This window comes from Cryobacterium sp. HLT2-28 (genome assembly GCF_004402495.1).
Lineage (GTDB): Bacteria > Actinomycetota > Actinomycetes > Actinomycetales > Microbacteriaceae > Cryobacterium > Cryobacterium mannosilyticum.
This window is the reverse complement of sequence record NZ_SOFH01000027.1, coordinates 118,951-135,601: the sequence shown is the minus strand read 5'-3', so window position 1 is coordinate 135,601 and position 16,651 is coordinate 118,951. Positions and strand designations below refer to the sequence as shown.

Here is a 16,651-nt window from a genome sequence, read left to right as displayed (position 1 = left end):
CTGCCTGGTCGGCCGCGGCGCGAGCCGCAGCCGCCGCCTGGGCCCTGGCCAGGGCCGCTGCCGCGGCGGCGGCATCCTGTCCGGCCTGGTAGGACCGTTCGGTCTCCGCGGTGGTGTCCTTGAGCAGGGCAAGCTGTTCGAACAAGTCGTTCGACTTCTTCTGTTCGGCTTCGAGGGCTGCCTCGGCGGCCCGGGCGGCGGCGTTGGCCTCGTCGAACCTGGCCATCGCCGCGGCGCTGAGCCTGGTGCGTTCGGTCGTCGCCGCCGCGGCCTGGTCGCCGAGCGACTCGGCGGTGTTCTTGTCCTGCAGGGCCTGGCGATAGATGGTCTCCGACGCCTCGCCCAGCTTGCTGGCGGTGCCGAGCTGCGCGAGCAGGTCATCCGCCTTGCGGCCGTTGAGGAACAGGTTCAGCGACAGGTCCTGGGCGCCGGCCTTGGCCAGGTGCGCGGCGATCAACCCGGCGCGCATCTTCGAGGTGGCGGCGCGGGCCTTGGCGGCCTCGGCCTGCTTCGTCAGGCTTGCCTCTCGAGCCGTGGCGGCCTCGAGGTCGTCCTGGGACACCCGGTAGGCCTCGGCCGCGATCTGGGACGCCTTCGACGAATCGGCCGCGGCGGTCTGCAGCCCGACGAGCAGGGCGGTGATCTTCACGATCTCGGCCTGCTTCGTGGCCTCGCTCTGCTTGGCCTTCTGCACGTCGTCCCAGCTGGGATAGCCTGCCTCGGCGAACGCGGCGGGCGCGACCAGCCCGGCGGATGCCGCGACCGCGCCGATCGCCCCGATCGCGATGAGGCGGCCGGGATTGAACCTCGGCCTGGTGGTCGCGTCAGCCAAGTGGCACTCCCCTGTCGGCCATGAACGGCTGCGGATTGATCTGGGTGCCGTTGGTGCGCACCTCGAAGTGGAGGTGGCAGCCCGTGGAAGCGCCGGTGCTGCCGACGCTCGCGATGTTCTGGCCGGCCGAGACGCGCTGCCCGTTGGAGACGAAGATCCCACCCGAGCGGATGTGCGCGTAGCCGGTCGAGACGCCACCACCGTTGTCGATCTGAATGTAGTTGCCGTAGTTCCCGCTGGAGCCGGCGTAGGTGACCGTGCCGTCGCTGGCCGCGTAGATCGGGGCACTGCAGCCGGCACCGATGTCGGTTCCGCTGTGGAAGCCCTTGCTGCAGCTGCCGCCGCCGCAGATCACGGGGCGCGGACCGAAGCCGTCGGTGATACGCCCGCTGGCCGGAACCGCCCAGCCGTTGTTGATGTAACCCCCGCCGAGACCCGCGCCGGCACTGCCGGTCGCTCCCCCGCCGCCGCCCCGGTTGGCGGCTGCCGCAGCCGCGGCCGCGGCGCGGGCGCGCTCTGCTTCGATGGCCGCGAGGCGCGCGCGTTCGGCCACCCCGGCCTCGTAGCCGGCCGTCGTGGTGGCCTGGGCGTCCTGCATGAACTTGAGCTGGGCGTCGAGCTCGACGCTCTTGGCCTGGGATTCGGTCAGCGCGTTCGCTGCCGCCTCGGCCGCGGCCTGGGCCGCGACGAGGGCAGCCTCGGCCTCGACCCGCAGCGCCTCACGCTCGGTCTGGGCGATCTTGGCCTGGTCGCCGAGCGCCTGGGCGGTGTTGCGCGCCGTCTGCGCCTGGTCGTACACGTCGGAGCTGCGCTCGACGAGCTTGCTCATGCTGCCGAGCTTGGACAGCAGCGCATCGGCGCCCTTGCCGGCGGCCTGGCCGTCGAGGAACAGGTTGACGCTGAGGTCGGTGCCGCCGGTGCGGTAGAGCTGGGCGGCCAGCTGGCCTGCCTGCCTGGTCGCGGCGTCGGCGGTGGCCTTGCCGGCATCCGCCTGAGCCTGCAGGTCGCTGGCGCGACGGGTGGCATCGTCGAGCTTGTCCTGGGCGACCTGGAGTTCGGCCCCGCGCTTCTCGGATTCTGCCTGGGTCTCTGCCACCTGCACCGTGAGGTTGGCGATCATCTCCTGGATCTGCGCTACCTGGGTTGCGGCCGCTGCCGTGTTGGACTTGGCGTTCTGGAGGTCCTGCCAGGTCGGGTAGTCGACGGCGAGGGCCGGACCGGCCGGGCCGGCGAGAGTCACGAAGAGGGTGAGCGCCGCCAGGAAGCCGGTCGCCGCGATGGACCGCCGCCGGATGCCTGTGCCTGTGCCGGAAGAGCGTGCGCCGAACGAGGGCCGGAGACCCCCCAGCCGCTTCAGGACAGTGCGGCCGCGTGCGGATGCCATGCGCTTCATTACTCCCCGATCGAGCTCGTTGAACACATGCGTCACAGTGTTAACTCTTTTCACAATAACAACTTCGGGCAGACTCGCCCAGCGTTCTGCCGAATCTAACCCGGGAACCGGCCCGCAGCCCGGCCATTCTTGGGCGAGCCGGGTCTGCCTCCCTCGCCGGGAAGAGGCCGGGACCCGGGCCGCAAAACGCCGTTTCCGACTCGATTTGGGATTTGCCGGGTGCAGACCGTATGCTTATGCGTCGGAAGCCATGAAGTCTATGGCGTCTCGGCCCCATCGTTTAGAGGCCTAGGACGGCGCCCTTTCACGGCGTTAACACGGGTTCGAATCCCGTTGGGGCTACGCAGTTCGGTTCAAAAAATGTGCAAGACTTATGTGCACGTTGCAAGCTGTAAACACGCAATAGAATAAAGAATGTGTCTCATCACGAGGCCCTGTAGCGCAGTTGGTTAGCGCGCCGCCCTGTCACGGCGGAGGTCGCCGGTTCAAGTCCGGTCAGGGTCGCAAAGGCAACAAGCCCTTTCGAAAGAGAGGGTTTTTTTCCTTGGAAAGCGACTTCTCGAGGTTTCTTTCTGGCCCTGTAGCTCAGTTGGTAGAGCGTTCGACTGAAAATCGAAAGGTCACCGGATCGACGCCGGTCGGGGCCACTGAAGACCATTCCCAGGCTTCTACTGGGGTGGTCTTCTTTACGTTAACCGGGCGCAGTACCGTGCGGCTTCCTCCGCCGACGCAACCCCCCGATCTGGTTACAGCGCTCGGTCCCCGAATGGGGGTATGTTCGCCCTGTGAGTAGTTGAGGATCGATCAGCTACCTGCCGTATCAGGTGTTTGGCTCCCTAGACCGATCGCCCGATGCGACCCGAGAAGTACCTGTAACCCGAAATGCAGGGAATGCCCGTGATCACGTCCTTGACGTGTCGACTCATTTGTCGACCCAGAAAAATGTCCGGCTCCACCCAAGTCGGCACCCAACACCCGAAATGTCGCTCGTCGCGAGCCCTCCCGCCGGAGGTGAATGCGCGATGACCAATGCCAAAGCACATCTGCCGTCCACCGGTTTGTCAGCCATCGGTCAACGCGCCCGGCTGAGGCTCATCGACACGGTGGACACTCCCGTGCGGGAGGTCTTCGCGGATTCGCAGTCCTCCGGGCAGGTCTGGGCCAGGAGATACCGGTCCAAATTGAGGATCAGCGACGTCAGCATCATCGTGGTTGCGGTGGGCGTCGCCTTTGTCGCGCGATTCGGCACCGACGCGGCCGCTGTCGCGGCGGGCCCCTTCCGGGTCGACTACTGGGTCGTCGCATTGATGGTCGTCTCGATCTGGATCATCACGCTCGGCGCGTTCCACACCCGCGATTCCCGGGTGATCGGAGTGGGAGCAAACGAGTACCGCCAGGTGGTCAATGCGAGCGCCCTGGCATTCGGCCTGCTCGCCATCGCGTTCCTTGTCTTCCAAATCGACATCGCCCGGAGCTTCTTCATCTTCGCCCTGCCCCTCGGCATGATCGGGCTCACCCTGGAGCGATGGCTGTGGCGGAAATGGCTCCTCCACCAGCGTCACTTCGGGCACTATCTCTCCCGCGTCATCGTGGTCGGCATCCGCGAAGACGTGGAGTACGTCGTACGCCAGATCGCCGAGAAATCCGGCGCCGCCTACCACGTGGTCGGGGTCGCCCTCGAAGACGGCGACACGACGGGCGTCCTCTCCCGGGGCAAACGGATTCCCGTGGTCGCCGACTCCGCCCATGTGGCGGGTGCGGTGACGTCGATGGGAGTCGACGCGGTCGTGGTGGCCGGTCAGCCCCGGGGCGGCAGCACGTTCATCCGCAACCTCGGCTGGGACCTCGAGGGGACCTCGGCCGAGCTTGTCCTCTCCAGCCGGCTGACGGATGTCGCCGGGCCCCGCATCCACTTCCGCCCGGTCGAAGGCCTGCCGCTGATCCATGTGGAGATCCCCCACTTCGAGGGCACGAGGCATGTGCTCAAGCGAACCCTCGACGTCGTCGCCGCCGGGTGCGGCCTGCTCCTGATCGCGCCCCTGCTGGCGGTGATCGCGATCGTCGTGAAGGCCGACACTCCCGGTCCGGCGCTCTTCCGGCAGGAACGTTGCGGGCGGAACGAGCAGACATTCCAGATGCTCAAATTCCGTTCCATGGTCCAGACAGCGGAGAAGGACCTCGCCGGCCTGCTCGACAAGAACGAGGGGTCCGGGGTGCTGTTCAAGATCCGCAACGATCCCCGCGTGACCCGGGTAGGCCGGATCCTCCGCAAGTATTCGCTCGATGAGCTGCCTCAGCTCTGGAACGTCCTCGTCGGCGAGATGAGCCTGGTCGGTCCTCGGCCCCCGCTGCCCACCGAGGTGGATGGATACGAAGAGCATGTGCACCGGCGCCTCTACATCAAGCCGGGACTCACCGGCATGTGGCAGGTCAACGGACGGTCGGATCTCGACTGGGACGAAAGCGTGCGCCTCGATCTCTACTATGTCGAGAACTGGTCGCTGGCCGGCGATCTGATGATCCTATGGCGAACCCTGCGAGTGCTCACCCACCCGTCCGGCGCGTATTGATGGCAAGGCGGTGGGGTGGAATGTCTGATCAACGCGTAGGGGGATCCCGGATGGTTCAGGAGAGTCGCATCGCCGCCACGGCGGACGTTGACCCGCTCGCCACGATCGGCGACGGCACGACCATCTGGCACCTGGCCCAGGTCAGGGAGTATGCCCGCGTCGGCTCAGGATGCACCCTGGGCCGCGGCGCGTATATCGGTCCCGGCGTGATCCTCGGCTCCAACTGCAAGGTGCAGAACTACGCGCTCCTCTATGAGCCGGCCGTGCTCGAAGACGGGGTCTTCATCGGCCCGGCGGTTGTCTTCACCAATGACGAGTACCCCCGCGCCATCAATCCCGACGGCACGCTCAAGAGCGCCGACGACTGGCATGCGGTCGGCGTGCAGGTCGGCACCGGCGCATCCGTCGGCGCCCGCGCGGTCTGCATCGCACCGATCCGGATCGGACGGTGGGCGCTGGTCGCGGCCGGCGCCGTCGTGACAAAGGACGTGCCCGATTACGCCATTGTGGCCGGCGTCCCGGCACGTCAGGTCGGCTGGGTGGGGCCCGCGGGCATCCCGCTGGTCCGGGACGGGGACCTCTACAGATGCCCCACCACCGGCGCCGCGTTTCGCGAGGTGGACGGTCGCCTCTCCCCCGTCTCGGAGAACTGACCATGCGCCGCAGACTCCTCACCGGCATCGCCGTCACCGCCCTCCTCGTCGCGGCGGGCGGCGCGCTCGTCCTCCAGCAGTCCGGCGCACGGACCGCCCCGGTGGCCGGGTCGAGTTCGGCCGACGGCGGTCCGCCCCCGTCCACATCGGGTCCGCGATCCCCGGCGACGACAACGCCGGGCACCGAGCCTGCCCCGAAGCAGGCACCCCCTTCCTCGGCCGTGCCCTCACCGACGAAGTCCGCCGAGCCGCGTGAGGCCGATCCGGTTGCACCGGACCCCGTGGCGGCCACCCTGCCGACCTCGAAGCCCCTGGCGGACCTGGTGACGCTGCCCCTGCCGGACACCTCCAGCGCGGTCGGGTCGATAGTGGCAGGGTTCCCGACTCGGGTGCTACCCCAGGCGCCGCATTCCACGGTCGCGACCACCTCCGTCGCGGCCGAAGGCTCCCACCTGCAGGCCGCCCTGACGGCGCAGACGACCCTCACCGTCGCCGAGGTGATGGATTTCTACCGCACCGCCCTGGCGAAACTCAGCCTGTTCGACACCCCGGCACCAGCGATCGACGGGTCCACGGCGCTCACGTTCACCCGGGGAAACAACACGGTGACGATCAGCGCCACAACGATCGACGGTGGATGCCGCTACGTGGTGTTCGGGGCATTCTCGGCATCGACCTGAGCCTCGTCTGCGCCCGGCAGGCGCGGTTCGAGCCGGTTCCGACAGGCGACTCAGTGGGCGACGTCGAGGACGAGGGCAGCGATGTGACGGGCGATCTCGAGTGAACTCGTCGCCGCCGGCGACGGCGCGTTGAGCACATGGACCTGCCTCGGCGCACGCTGGATGACGAAGTCATCGGCGAGCGCGCCGTCGGGGCGCACGGCCTGCGCCCTCACCCCCGCTCCCGCGCGCACAATATCGTCGCGCCCGATCTCGGGCACCAGTCGGGCCAGGCTGCGGGCGAACAGTCGCTGCGAGAATGAGCGGGCCACCTCACCCACCCCCGTCCCGATATTGCGCCTCGCCATCCGGAGGAACCCCGGATAGGTGATCGATTCGATCGAATCGCGCAGGTTGACCGTGCGCCAGTCGTAGCCTTCCCGCGAGAGCGCCAGAACGGCGTTCGGACCGGCGTGGACAGTGCCGTCGATCATCCGCGTGAGGTGCACCCCGAGGAAGGGCAATGCCGGGTCGGGGACCGGATAGATGAGGCCTCTGACCAGGGCGCGGCGTTCCGGGATGAGTTCGTAGTACTCCCCGCGGAAGGGCACGATGCGCACCTCCGGGGTGACTCCGGCGAGGGCCGCGATTCGGTCCGCGTGCAGGCCGGCGCAATTGATGAGGAGCTCGGACCTCACACTGCCGCCGGCGTGGCCGACGCTCACCCCGCCCCCGTCCACCCGGATGCTTTCCACGCGTGCGCCGAGCAGGAGCCTGGCCCCATTCTCCGCCGCCTTCCGGGCGAGCACGCGGCTCACTCCGCCGTAATCGATGATTCCGGTGGCCTCGACCCGGAGCGCCTTCACGGCCCTGACGTTCGGCTCGAAGTCGAGCGTCTCCTCGGCCGACAGCACCCTCGTCACCACCCCGTTCGCCAGAGCCCTGTCATGGAGGGCGTCCAGACGCGGGATTTCCTCCGGGGTTACGGCGACGATCAGCTTCCCGCATCGCAGATAGGGGATCTCGTTCTCGAGCGCGAACTCAGCCATCGACCGGTTGCCCGCCGTGCACAGTCGCGCCTTGAGCGATCCGGCCGCGTAGTACGGTCCGGCGTGGACGACACCGGAATTGTGGCCGGTCTGGTGGGCCGCCCAGCCGGCTTCCTTCTCCAGCAGCGTCACGGCGGTTCCGCTGCGCGAGAGTCGTTCCGCGACCGCCAGCCCCAGGATTCCCCCGCCGATCACGGTGACGGATGCTCGTGCCATGGGTCTTCCTCACGGGTTGGCTGGCGGCGCTTCGGGTGTCGCCTGTGGACAGCCATCATGCCACCAGCTGGGCAGGGACGCCCGGGCTGTCGGCACCAATAAACACCCCCTATCTGGGGTCAAACGCCGCAGACCGCCCGCGCTACAGTCAGGTCACGGATGCTGAGCAAGGCTCAGAACCCGCCGGTGTTCCCTGGGGCGCGCCGTCACAACTCCGTCACCCGCGGAGCTACCGTCCGATGCAACACCTGTAACCCGAAATGCAGGCGATGACAACGTGAACAACCCGAAATCCTTTCGTCGACGACCCGGCCGACCTCTCATCGGCCGGTCTGAGCAACAGCTTGGCAGCCCGAGCGACACCGCGGTGGAAACGTGAGCGAGCCGCTCCCGGCGGGTGGGCCGGCGTCCTACGGCCGTACCGGGGCCACGCCGGCGCCACCGGATGACAGGAACCTCGACACCGCCCCTCGGCGTTCAACGATCGACTCGCGGGTCGACAACCTCGTCACACTCGCGATTCGCGGGCTGCCCGCTTCCTACCTCCCCGGTACCGTCGAGTTCGCGCAAACGGTTCGCGCCGTTCGCGGCGCCCGGCAGATCGAGCTTCTGCCGGAGGGCACGAACCTCCGGTACGCCGCGATCGTGGCCCTCGGACTTGCGACGCTTTCCCGCCAGGCCCAGGCCGGAGTCCTCGGTGCCGGCACACCCGGCGAACTCGTGTCCGCCATCCGGGATCACGCAAGGGACTCGACCGACCTCGGCGCCGTCGCCCTCGCAGCGTGGTCATCCGCGGAGGTCTCTGCGTCACCCGATCTCGCACTCCTCTCCCGGCTCGCTGCGGAACTCGCCTCCAACCGCCCACTGCACACGGTGGTGGCCAGTTGGATCCTGGCAGCGGCCGTGGCCTCCCTCCGAGTGACGAACGAAATGGTCGGCCCGGCCGTCGCTATCGCGCAACAGTCGCGAAACCGCCTACTTGCGGCCCAAGGCCCGGACGGCATCTTCCCGCATGCGCTCCCGGCCTCGTCGTCGGGACGCTGGCGGGCACACGTCGGCAGTTTCGCCGACCAGATCTATTCGATTCAGTCCCTGGCCCGGTTCGCGGCCCTGACGGGCGACGACGAGGCACTCGCCGGTGCGAACCGAACCGCACAGAGGATTTGCGCGCTCCAAGGCGATGCAGGCCAATGGTGGTGGCACTATGACACGCGGGACGGCTCGGTCGTGGAGCGTTACCCGGTCTACAGCGTCCACCAGCACGGCATGGCCCCGATGGCCCTCTTCGACCTGGTCGAGGCCGGCGGCGACGACCACACCGACGAGATCGTCCTGGGCCTTGACTGGCTCGACACACACCCCGAGGTGCTCGACGAACTCATCTCCGACCGCCACGCTCAGGTCTGGCGCAAGGTCGGTCGGCGGGAACCGGCGAAGGCCGCCCGCAAGATCGGCGCCCTGACCACCGCGTTGCGTGCCGGCTGGCACCTGCGCGGCCTGGACTCGATCCTGCCACCGGACAAGATCGACCACGAATGCCGCCCGTACGAGCTCGGCTGGCTTCTGTACGCATGGCATTTCGGCGACACCCGTCACACGGAGGAGACATCATGACAACGGTCGGCAGCCGCCAGGGCGACTTTGATTCACGGCAATCGCTCTTCGGGCTCGAGATCGACGCGATGACCATGGCAGAGGTGCTCGAGCGTGCACACCTCGCCGTCCAGGAACGCCGTCGCCTGCTCATCGGGGTCGTCAATGCCGCAAAGGTCGTCAAGATGCGCAAGGACGAGCTCCTGCGGAATTCGCTGCTCGCGGCGGACGTCCTTCTCGCCGACGGGCAGTCGATCGTGTGGGCAAGTCGGATCCTCGGTCGTCCGCTCCCGGAACGCGTCGCCGGAATCGACCTCTTCGAACGCCTCCTCGAATCCGCGAACCTGAACTCCGCGTCGGTGTATTTTCTGGGTGCCCGAGCGGATGTCCTCGACGCCCTTCTGGAGCAGGTCGGCGCACGGTTTCCCGACCTGCGTGTTGCCGGCAGCCGCGACGGCTACTTCAGCGCCGAGCAATCGAGTGAGGTAGCCGAGGCGATCGCCGCGAGCAACGCGGACATGCTCTTCCTCGGAATGACATCCCCGAAGAAGGAGATCTTCCTGGCCAGCTTCGGCGACACTCTCAACGTTCCGCTCCTGCACGGCGTCGGCGGTTCCTTCGACATCCTGGCCGGGGTCACCCGCCGAGCTCCGCGAACATGGCAGCGCCTGGGCATCGAATGGGCCTTCCGGCTGCTCCAGGAGCCGCGACGCCTCCTCAGCCGTTACCTGTCCACCAACACCGCATTCATCGCCCTCACCCTCAGAGAGCGAATCCATCCCACGGCCAGCTATGCCGGCGTATCCGCGACGCGGAGGACGCACCGGGCCCCCGAGCAGCCTTCCTCACCAGAGCACGGCGAACGTCAAGGGACACAGTGATGGATGAAGTCTTCTCCGGCCGGGTCGCGATCCTGGGCCTCGGCTATATCGGCCTGCCGACGGCTGTGGCCCTGGCCACTCGAGGGATCGAGGTGATAGGCGTTGACGTCAACCAGTCCATAGTCGACGCCGTCTCCCTGGGGCGGGTTCCCTTCGTCGAACCGGACCTGGCGATCGCCGTCAGCGGCGCCGTCAGCATCGGCCGCCTGACGGCCACCACGGTCGTGCCGGAGGCGGACGCGTTCATCATCGCGGTACCCACTCCCTTTCAAGAGAACCGAGCGGCGGATCTCTCCTATGTGAAGAGCGCTGTCTCGCAGATCGCGCCTCGGCTGAAAGGCGGCGAACTCGTGGTGCTGGAGTCCACCTCACCTCCGGGGACGACGGAGCAGGTGAGTCGGTGGCTGGCCGAGCTGCGCCCGGATCTGCACCTTCCGCACGAGACTGACGGCCTGCCCGACATCTTCGTCGCGCACTGCCCCGAGCGGGTGCTGCCTGGCCGGATCATGATCGAGATGATCACCAACGACCGGGTGATCGGGGGTATCTCCACGCGGTGTGCCAACAAGGCGGCGTCGCTCTACCGGGTATTCACCCAGGGCGAGATCATCACGACAGATGCGTCGAGCGCGGAGATGGCGAAACTGGTCGAGAACGCATACCGCGACGTGAATATTGCGTTCGCGAACGAACTGTCACTGATCAGCGAACGGTTGCGCCTGGACGTGTGGGAGATCATCCGGCTGGCCAATCACCATCCCCGAGTGAACATCCTCACGCCCGGCCCCGGCGTCGGCGGACATTGCATCGCGGTCGACCCCTGGTTCATCGTCGGCGCCGCACCGGACCTGGCCCGATTGATCAGGACGGCACGGGAGGTGAACGACTCCAAGCCGCTGCACGTGGCGCAGCACGTTGTCGAGAAGGCCTCGCGGTTCCGTGAACCCACCGTCGTCTGCCTGGGGCTGACGTTCAAGGCGAACGTGGACGACATGCGCGAAAGCCCGGCCGTGGACGTGGTCGTCGCAATCGCCGATGCGGCTCCGGAGCTGGACATCCGGGTGGTTGAACCGTACACGCAGAAGCTTCCGCCCGAGCTCGACGGCCGGCCGAACGTGCGAATGCAGTCGGCCTCCGAAGCGATCGAAGAAGCCGACATCGTGGTGCTCCTGGTCGATCATGACCAGTTCAAGTCGATTCCGAAGTCGCGCCTCGAAGGCCGAGTGGTCTTCGATACCCGGGGCACCTGGCGGTAGGCCTGCGACCAGACCCGTGGGACTCGCCGGAGCCTTTCGGGAACGCCACCGCAGGAATCGGATGGATCAGGGAGCGGCCGGGGAGAAAACCTCCGGCCGCGGGCCTTCGCCGAAGAAGTTCTCAATCGCGGCGACTATCCGGTCCGCCGCCCGGCCGTCGCCGTAGGGATTCACCGCCCGCGCCATGGCGTCGTAGGCTGCGGGGTCGAGGAGGAGCCGAGTCGCGGAATCGACGATGCGGTTCTCGTCGGTGCCGACGAGCTGAACGGTTTTCGCCGTCACCGCCTCCGGCCGTTCGGTCGTATCGCGAAGCACAAGCACAGGCTTCCCGAGGCTCGGCGCCTCCTCCTGCACACCCCCGCTATCCGTGATCACCAGATACGACGACGCCAGGGCATGCGCCATGTCGACGTAGTCCAGCGGCTCGGTCACCACGACATTGGGCAATCCCGACAGGGCAGGCAGCAACGAGTCCCGCACAATCGGGTTGAGGTGGGCCGGCAATACGAAGTCCACGTCAGGGAATGCCCGGGCAAGTCGTGCGATGGCATGAGAGATGCGCACCATCGGTTCCCCCCAGTTCTCGCGTCGATGACTTGTCACGAGGACGAGACGGCGGGTCGGATCCAGACCGACAAGGGCCGGGTCGGTCGGGGGGAGTCGCCGCCCCGTGATGTCGAGCAGGGCATCAATCACCGTGTTCCCGGTTACGTGGATGCCGTCGGAATGGATCCCTTCCGCCACCAGATTCGCGCGTGACGTATCGGTCGGCGCCAGGTGGAGGGTGGTGAGCGCGGTCGTCAGCCGCCGGTTGATCTCCTCCGGGAAGGGATCGTAGCGGTCGCCGGTGCGCAACCCTGCCTCAACGTGCGCCACGGGGATCTGGGCATAGAACGCTGCCAACGCCGCAGAGAACACGGTCGTCGTGTCGCCTTGGACAATGACAAGGTCCGGTTGCTCCTCCTCAAGGATCTTGCCCACGCCGTGGAGGACTCCGGCCGTGATGCCCGCGAGATTGGGACGCTTCCGGATAAGGTCCAGGTCATGCGCCGGAACAATACCGAAGAGAGTATTGACCTGGTCGAGCATCGACCGGTGCTGGCCGGTCACGACAACGACGGGCTCAAGGTGACGGGACAGTTCCAGTGCGCGGATGACCGGAGCGAGTTTGATCGCCTCCGGCCTGGTGCCGTAAACAACGAGTATCCGGTGCATCCTGACCAGCCAACCCTTCCCCCAAAGGCCGAGAACAGCCGACCCGCCCACCGCGATTGTCAGACTCGACAACACCCAATTTGTTGGATGGCACGGAAAAAACTTTTGGCTCTCCGATCGAGACGATTCCCGCCTTCGGAGTGCGTCATCACTCACCTGTCGCCAGCGAGGCAATCCGCTGGTCACAACAACGATAATTCTTCAGTTGGCACTCCGCACGCCCCCTGTTCTGGGGGTTGCACACCCCTCACAGTGGGGTCTCGAGAATGGTTCAGGTTTCGGGATAGGTTTGGTTTTGGCAACGGCGCGATGTAAAGATGGGATCTCCGGCAGGGCATTTGGGGGGCTCTTCTGCCATTGTCCTTGGACCAGTGCCACGTCACACTTTTCTGGGTCCAGACTCAATCCTGCTTGGAGTTTTCAGATGAAACACCGCACTACGCCAGCACGCCTACGCTCGGGCTTTCCGACCGCAGCCGTGATCTTCGGCGCCGTCATCGCCGTTGCAATCGGCGGGGCCAGCCTGCCCGTCAACGCATTGACGCCAGCGCCGGCCCCCACCACGACGTCCGCAGAACTCGCCGCCAGTTCCGAAACCCTCTGGGGCACTTCTGCCCCTCGGGGCGGCGCCATCGACAGCGACACCTCCAGCGTCGAGCTTGGCACCGACTTCTCGCCGTCGGTGACCGGCACGGTCATCGGCGTGCGGTTCTGGAAGACCGCGGAAAACGCCGGTGCTCACGTCGGGAACCTGTGGACCAGCGGAGGGACCCGTCTCGCCACTGCGAAATTCACGTCCGAGACAGCCAGCGGATGGCAGACGGTGCTGTTCGCCAAGCCCGTTGCCCTCGCCGCCGGTCAGCACTATGTGGCCTCCTACCTCGCACCGCGAGGCCGTTATACAACCACTGTCGACCAGACGGCTCCGCCGGTTTCGTCGAAGCTGCTCTCCGTCGCCTCGACGAACAGCGGTAAGTACGCCTACGGCACGTCCAGCGCCTTCCCGACCAAGACCTGGCACTCGTCGGGTTACTGGGTAGACCCCCTGTTCGTCCCGACCGCGGGTTCAACCCCGAGGCCGGCACCTGCGACGCCCCCGGCCCCGGCCCCGGCCCCGGCACCCGCACCCGCACCCGCACCGGCTCCGGCCCCGGCACCCGCTCCGGCACCCGCTCCGGCCCCGGCACCGGCCCCGGCTCCCACACCCACCCAAACCACCAGCACCTCCTTCGCGGGTATGAGCAATACCGGCCCGGTCGCAGCGGGCTTCAACCCGACTCAGAAGTACACCGGCCCCCTCACGATCACCACCGCCGGCACGGTCATCAAGAACCAGATCATTCCCGCCGGCTTGCGCATTGAAGCAAGTGATGTGACCATCCAGGGCAACATCATCGAAGGCCCCACTGATGTCTCCTGGGACCAGGCAGCCGTGCACGTCAACGGCGACCGGGTGAAGATCCTCGACAACACCATCCGTGGATCCTCCGCCACCAACTGGTCACAGGACCCGATCAACGGCATCAAGCTTGTCGGGCAGTACGTGGACTTCAGCCGCAACAACGTCTACAACATTGCCGGCGACGGTGTGAGCATCTACGGCGACAACGCGAACGTCGTCGGCAACTGGGTGCACGACTTCGTCTTCCGCGACGGAGGGGTTCACTACGACGGTCTCCACTACCCAGGACAGGCGGGCGATGACACGCTCGCCCCTGCGCTGATCAAGGACAACACGGTGGAACTCTGGGTCTCCGGCGGCAGCAGCGGCATGACCGCCGCCATGGGCTTCCCCGACGTCGCTCCCAAGGTTGTCGTCGAGCACAACCTGCTGGCCGGCGGCAACTACTCCATGTGGGGCGGTGGATCGGGGATCACCTACAAGGACAACTGGTTCTGGACCAAGTTCTCCGCAAAGGTCGGCTACTACGGTCCGTCGGCGTACATCGGCCAGGTCGGCACAGCGACCTGGACGGGGAACGTCTTCACCGCCGACGGAAAGACCGCGGGTTCGACCCTGGGGAAGTAGCACCGCAGCACGAGTCGATCACCACCGCGATTTCGCGGCAGTGGTTCGAACACCCGAGGGCCTCCGCAATCTCGCGCGCACAACGCACGCACGATTGCCGGAGGTCCTCGCGCATGGCGTCCGGCCAGCGTCGCAGTGAATCTCGGCGCTGGCCGGCAACCCGGCATCACGATAGCTTCGACCTATCACTGGGTGAATCGAGCAGTTCTGGAAACGGTGGCGCTGATGCAGGTCGAGTTTGGCTTCCGATCGGAAACGGACCTTGACGAGTGGCGTCGATCCCACGCGGCCGGGCAGCGACCTGATGCCGTGCCCTACGGGCTCGACAGGCTCATATCGCCCGAAATCGAGTTAGCGACGACGCCGCTCCAACCTCTGCCCACGGGACAGGCTGTTCCGCTCCTTTTCGGGCGGCCCACCCGCACACCGACACCGGATTGGTTGATCGCCTGGGACGAGCATGCCGCCCTGCGCCTGTTGGCGCGCGGTTCAGGCGCCAGGTTCGGGTGCGGAGTGATCTGGGCAACCGACCAGTTGTCCGGGCGGGTGGGCGAGCGCACCCGGGCCCGCGTCATGCTGAGGATGCTCAGACCGATGGACCTGATCTGGTGTCTCAGCCGAGCTCAACTGGCACCCCTGCGCGCAGCGTTGGGCGGGCGGAGAACCCGGGTCGAGTTTCTCAAGTTCGGAGTGGACACGGACTTTTTCACCCCACGGCCCCTCCCCGCGCGGCCTTCGGTGCTGTCAATCGGGAACGACGTGGACCGGGATGCCCGGACCCTGCTTGCAGCCCTCGAAGTGGTCCACCGTGCTCGCCCGGACGCCAGACTGCGCGTTCAATACTCCGGCGACCTTGCCGTCCCGCTCGGTGTGGAACGCTTGCCCCGCATGACGCACGCCGAGCTGCGGGAGGAATACGCCGCGACCACCGTGCTCGCGATCGCGACGCGCCAGAATCTGCACGTTTCTGGGATGACGGCCGTTCTGGAGGCAATGGCCACCGGCCGTCCCGTCGTCCTCACCAGGACGCCCGGCGCCGAGGACTATGTCAGGCACGGGGAATGGGGACTTCTCACCCAGCTTGGCAGCGTCGATGACCTGGCCCGGGGCATCCTGTACTCGCTCGACTCCGCGAATGCCGCACGAATGGGCGCTGCTGCCTCTCAGGCAGCGTCCACCGAGTTCAGTTCGGCCCGGCTGGCAGACAGACTAGCCGGACTGCTGACTAGGTGACCGAGTCCCCAGTCCCGAGTCCCCGATCATCGGCTCGGCTCGGCTGGGCCATCCCTTTTGTGCGGCCCAGTAGCGCCCACGCCGCGGCGCGTCGGGTCGGGCGTCGAGCGCGGAGCACTTCGCCGACGAATACTCCCATCCAGAACGCAGCCGTGTGCGCGACTCCGTGACGTGAGCGGAAGAGCTTCACCCGGTTGCGCGCCAGTAGGGCGAAGAGCGCAGGCGAATCGTGGGACTCGCCCTCGAAATGCACGGCAACGGCCGTCGGAACATAGCGGAGGGCAAGACCCGCATCGCGGGCACGAAGTGCGAAATCGGTTTCCTCCGAGTAGAGGAAGTACGTCTCATCCCACCGGCCGACGCGCTCGATACAGTCCCGGGAAATGAGCATGGCCGCGCCGGTCGCCCAGTCCGCCGTGCCGGCGGAACGATAGGCACGCTCCCGGATTTCGACTTCGCCCAGGCGCGGAAACCGTCCGGCCCTGTCTCCGCCGAGCAAAGCTTCTCCCCATGCCCTGAGCGCCGTGGGCTCGCGTCGGAGAGACGAGCGAAGCGCTCCCGATTCGTCCACCAAACGCGGAACGACGATCCCTGCCCTGGTCGACCGCATTTCCCGGAGCAGCGCCTCGATGGTGGTCGGCTCGAGCCGAATGTCAGGATTGAGCAAGAGAACCGCGTCGCAATCATCGGCCCTGTCGATTCCCGCGTTCGCTCCTGCCGCGTAGCCGGCGTTGCGTCCCATCTGCACGATCTCGGCTTCGGGCATCACCGCGCGGACGAGGTCGGTCGACGCGTCGGAGGACGCGTTGTCGACCACGATCACCTTGACCGAGCCTGAGAGCTCCGATCGGCGAATCGACCCCAGCACACCCGCCAGCACTGCTGCGCTGTTCCAGGTGACGATAATGACACCGACACGGGGCTCAAATCCGAGCGACATCTCCACTGCCCCCTCCGCGCGCCAGGCGTAAGGTCGCCTTGCCGCACCCAATTCCCACGCCAGCGAAAAACCCGCAGGTCAGACTACGCTTCGAGTAACCTGATCCCGAACTCTCAGGAGGGTCCCATGATG

General features: G+C 66.8%; 12 protein-coding genes, 3 tRNA genes and 1 pseudogene. 11 read left to right on the top strand and 5 right to left on the bottom strand.

The genetic code is table 11. The features are described 5' to 3' along the window. Positions 1 to 832, bottom strand: a pseudogene (locus tag E3O48_RS14930) (NlpC/P60 family protein); the annotation flags it as partial. Continuing rightward, positions 825 to 2,216 (bottom strand): M23 family metallopeptidase, encoded by a 1,392-nt coding sequence (locus E3O48_RS14925; RefSeq protein ID WP_134539968.1) that lies wholly within the window; start codon positions 2,214 to 2,216, stop codon positions 825 to 827. The pseudogene E3O48_RS14930 and the gene E3O48_RS14925, both read right to left, overlap by 8 nt. Before the next feature lie 278 nt (positions 2,217 to 2,494). Between E3O48_RS14925 and E3O48_RS14920 the strand changes: the two genes are divergently transcribed. The 6 genes from E3O48_RS14920 (at position 2,495) to E3O48_RS14895 (ending at position 6,128) form a co-directional block, all read left to right on the top strand. Beyond that, positions 2,495 to 2,567 (top strand) — tRNA-Glu (locus E3O48_RS14920). An 88-nt stretch (positions 2,568 to 2,655) separates the two neighbouring features. Continuing rightward, positions 2,656 to 2,729: transfer RNA gene (locus E3O48_RS14915), tRNA-Asp, on the top strand. 70 nt (positions 2,730 to 2,799) lie between these two features. Beyond that, positions 2,800 to 2,872 (top strand) — tRNA-Phe (locus tag E3O48_RS14910). Positions 2,873 to 3,247: 375 nt separating this feature from the next. Further along, a complete protein-coding gene (locus E3O48_RS14905) occupies positions 3,248 to 4,795 on the top strand; it encodes a sugar transferase (RefSeq protein ID WP_134539966.1) in 1,548 nt (515 codons plus the stop codon). A 50-nt stretch (positions 4,796 to 4,845) separates the two neighbouring features. Beyond that, a complete protein-coding gene (locus E3O48_RS14900; protein ID WP_134539964.1) occupies positions 4,846 to 5,448 on the top strand; it encodes an acyltransferase in 603 nt (200 codons plus the stop codon). Between the two features lie 2 nt (positions 5,449 to 5,450). After that, positions 5,451 to 6,128 carry a hypothetical protein gene (locus tag E3O48_RS14895; RefSeq protein ID WP_134539962.1) on the top strand — a complete coding sequence of 226 codons (678 nt, stop codon included), beginning with the start codon at positions 5,451 to 5,453 and terminating at the stop codon, positions 6,126 to 6,128. Between the two features lie 50 nt (positions 6,129 to 6,178). On the opposite strand, the gene lhgO is transcribed toward E3O48_RS14895, so the two are convergent. After that, the gene (lhgO, locus tag E3O48_RS14890) at positions 6,179 to 7,372 is read right to left on the bottom strand and encodes an L-2-hydroxyglutarate oxidase (protein ID WP_134539960.1); all 1,194 of its coding nucleotides are present in this window, start codon (positions 7,370 to 7,372) and stop codon (positions 6,179 to 6,181) included. Positions 7,373 to 7,747: 375 nt separating this feature from the next. Here lhgO and E3O48_RS14885 point away from each other — a divergent pair, with 375 nt between their 5' ends. The 3 genes from E3O48_RS14885 to wecC are packed head-to-tail and all read left to right on the top strand — an operon-like array spanning position 7,748 to position 11,102. Continuing rightward, a complete protein-coding gene (locus E3O48_RS14885) occupies positions 7,748 to 8,986 on the top strand; it encodes a hypothetical protein (protein WP_134539958.1) in 1,239 nt (412 codons plus the stop codon). Further along, a complete protein-coding gene (locus E3O48_RS14880; protein ID WP_198413080.1) occupies positions 8,983 to 9,846 on the top strand; it encodes a WecB/TagA/CpsF family glycosyltransferase in 864 nt (287 codons plus the stop codon). The genes E3O48_RS14885 and E3O48_RS14880 overlap by 4 nt, the downstream gene beginning before the upstream one ends. Next, positions 9,846 to 11,102 (top strand): UDP-N-acetyl-D-mannosamine dehydrogenase, encoded by a 1,257-nt coding sequence (gene wecC / locus E3O48_RS14875; protein WP_134539956.1) that lies wholly within the window; start codon positions 9,846 to 9,848, stop codon positions 11,100 to 11,102. The genes E3O48_RS14880 and wecC overlap by 1 nt, the downstream gene beginning before the upstream one ends. 66 nt (positions 11,103 to 11,168) lie before the next feature. Here wecC and wecB read toward each other — a convergent pair whose 3' ends face one another. Then, positions 11,169 to 12,368: a non-hydrolyzing UDP-N-acetylglucosamine 2-epimerase gene (wecB, locus tag E3O48_RS14870; RefSeq protein ID WP_370250150.1), complete on the bottom strand. Its 1,200-nt coding sequence runs from the start codon at positions 12,366 to 12,368 to the stop codon at positions 11,169 to 11,171. 373 nt (positions 12,369 to 12,741) lie between these two features. Here wecB and E3O48_RS14865 point away from each other — a divergent pair, with 373 nt between their 5' ends. Beyond that, on the top strand, positions 12,742 to 14,346 hold the full coding sequence (locus E3O48_RS14865; RefSeq protein WP_134539954.1) for a DUF4082 domain-containing protein: 1,605 nt from the start codon (positions 12,742 to 12,744) through the stop codon (positions 14,344 to 14,346). A 135-nt stretch (positions 14,347 to 14,481) separates the two neighbouring features. Further along, on the top strand, positions 14,482 to 15,579 hold the full coding sequence (locus E3O48_RS14860) for a glycosyltransferase family 4 protein (protein ID WP_134539952.1): 1,098 nt from the start codon (positions 14,482 to 14,484) through the stop codon (positions 15,577 to 15,579). Here the strand turns inward: E3O48_RS14860 and E3O48_RS14855 are convergent. Further along, positions 15,572 to 16,519, bottom strand: coding sequence for a glycosyltransferase family 2 protein (locus E3O48_RS14855; protein WP_134539999.1), 948 nt, complete (start codon positions 16,517 to 16,519; stop codon positions 15,572 to 15,574). The genes E3O48_RS14860 and E3O48_RS14855 overlap by 8 nt on opposite strands. Positions 16,520 to 16,651: the final 132 nt, after the last annotated feature.

What these genes read in the sequence shown, in the direction of transcription:
- E3O48_RS14880 (WP_198413080.1), top strand. Translation starts at nt 8,983, where the DNA reads ATGACAACGGTCGGCAGCCGCCAGGGCGACTTTGATTCACGGCAATCG.
- E3O48_RS14895 (WP_134539962.1), top strand. Translation starts at nt 5,451, where the DNA reads ATGCGCCGCAGACTCCTCACCGGCATCGCCGTCACCGCCCTCCTCGTC.
- E3O48_RS14905 (WP_134539966.1), top strand. Translation starts at nt 3,248, where the DNA reads ATGACCAATGCCAAAGCACATCTGCCGTCCACCGGTTTGTCAGCCATC.
- wecC (WP_134539956.1), top strand. Translation starts at nt 9,846, where the DNA reads ATGGATGAAGTCTTCTCCGGCCGGGTCGCGATCCTGGGCCTCGGCTAT.
- E3O48_RS14900 (WP_134539964.1), top strand. Translation starts at nt 4,846, where the DNA reads ATGGTTCAGGAGAGTCGCATCGCCGCCACGGCGGACGTTGACCCGCTC.
- E3O48_RS14925 (WP_134539968.1), bottom strand. Translation starts at nt 2,216, where the DNA reads ATGGCATCCGCACGCGGCCGCACTGTCCTGAAGCGGCTGGGGGGTCTC.
- E3O48_RS14865 (WP_134539954.1), top strand. Translation starts at nt 12,742, where the DNA reads ATGAAACACCGCACTACGCCAGCACGCCTACGCTCGGGCTTTCCGACC.
- E3O48_RS14855 (WP_134539999.1), bottom strand. Translation starts at nt 16,519, where the DNA reads ATGTCGCTCGGATTTGAGCCCCGTGTCGGTGTCATTATCGTCACCTGG.
- lhgO (WP_134539960.1), bottom strand. Translation starts at nt 7,372, where the DNA reads ATGGCACGAGCATCCGTCACCGTGATCGGCGGGGGAATCCTGGGGCTG.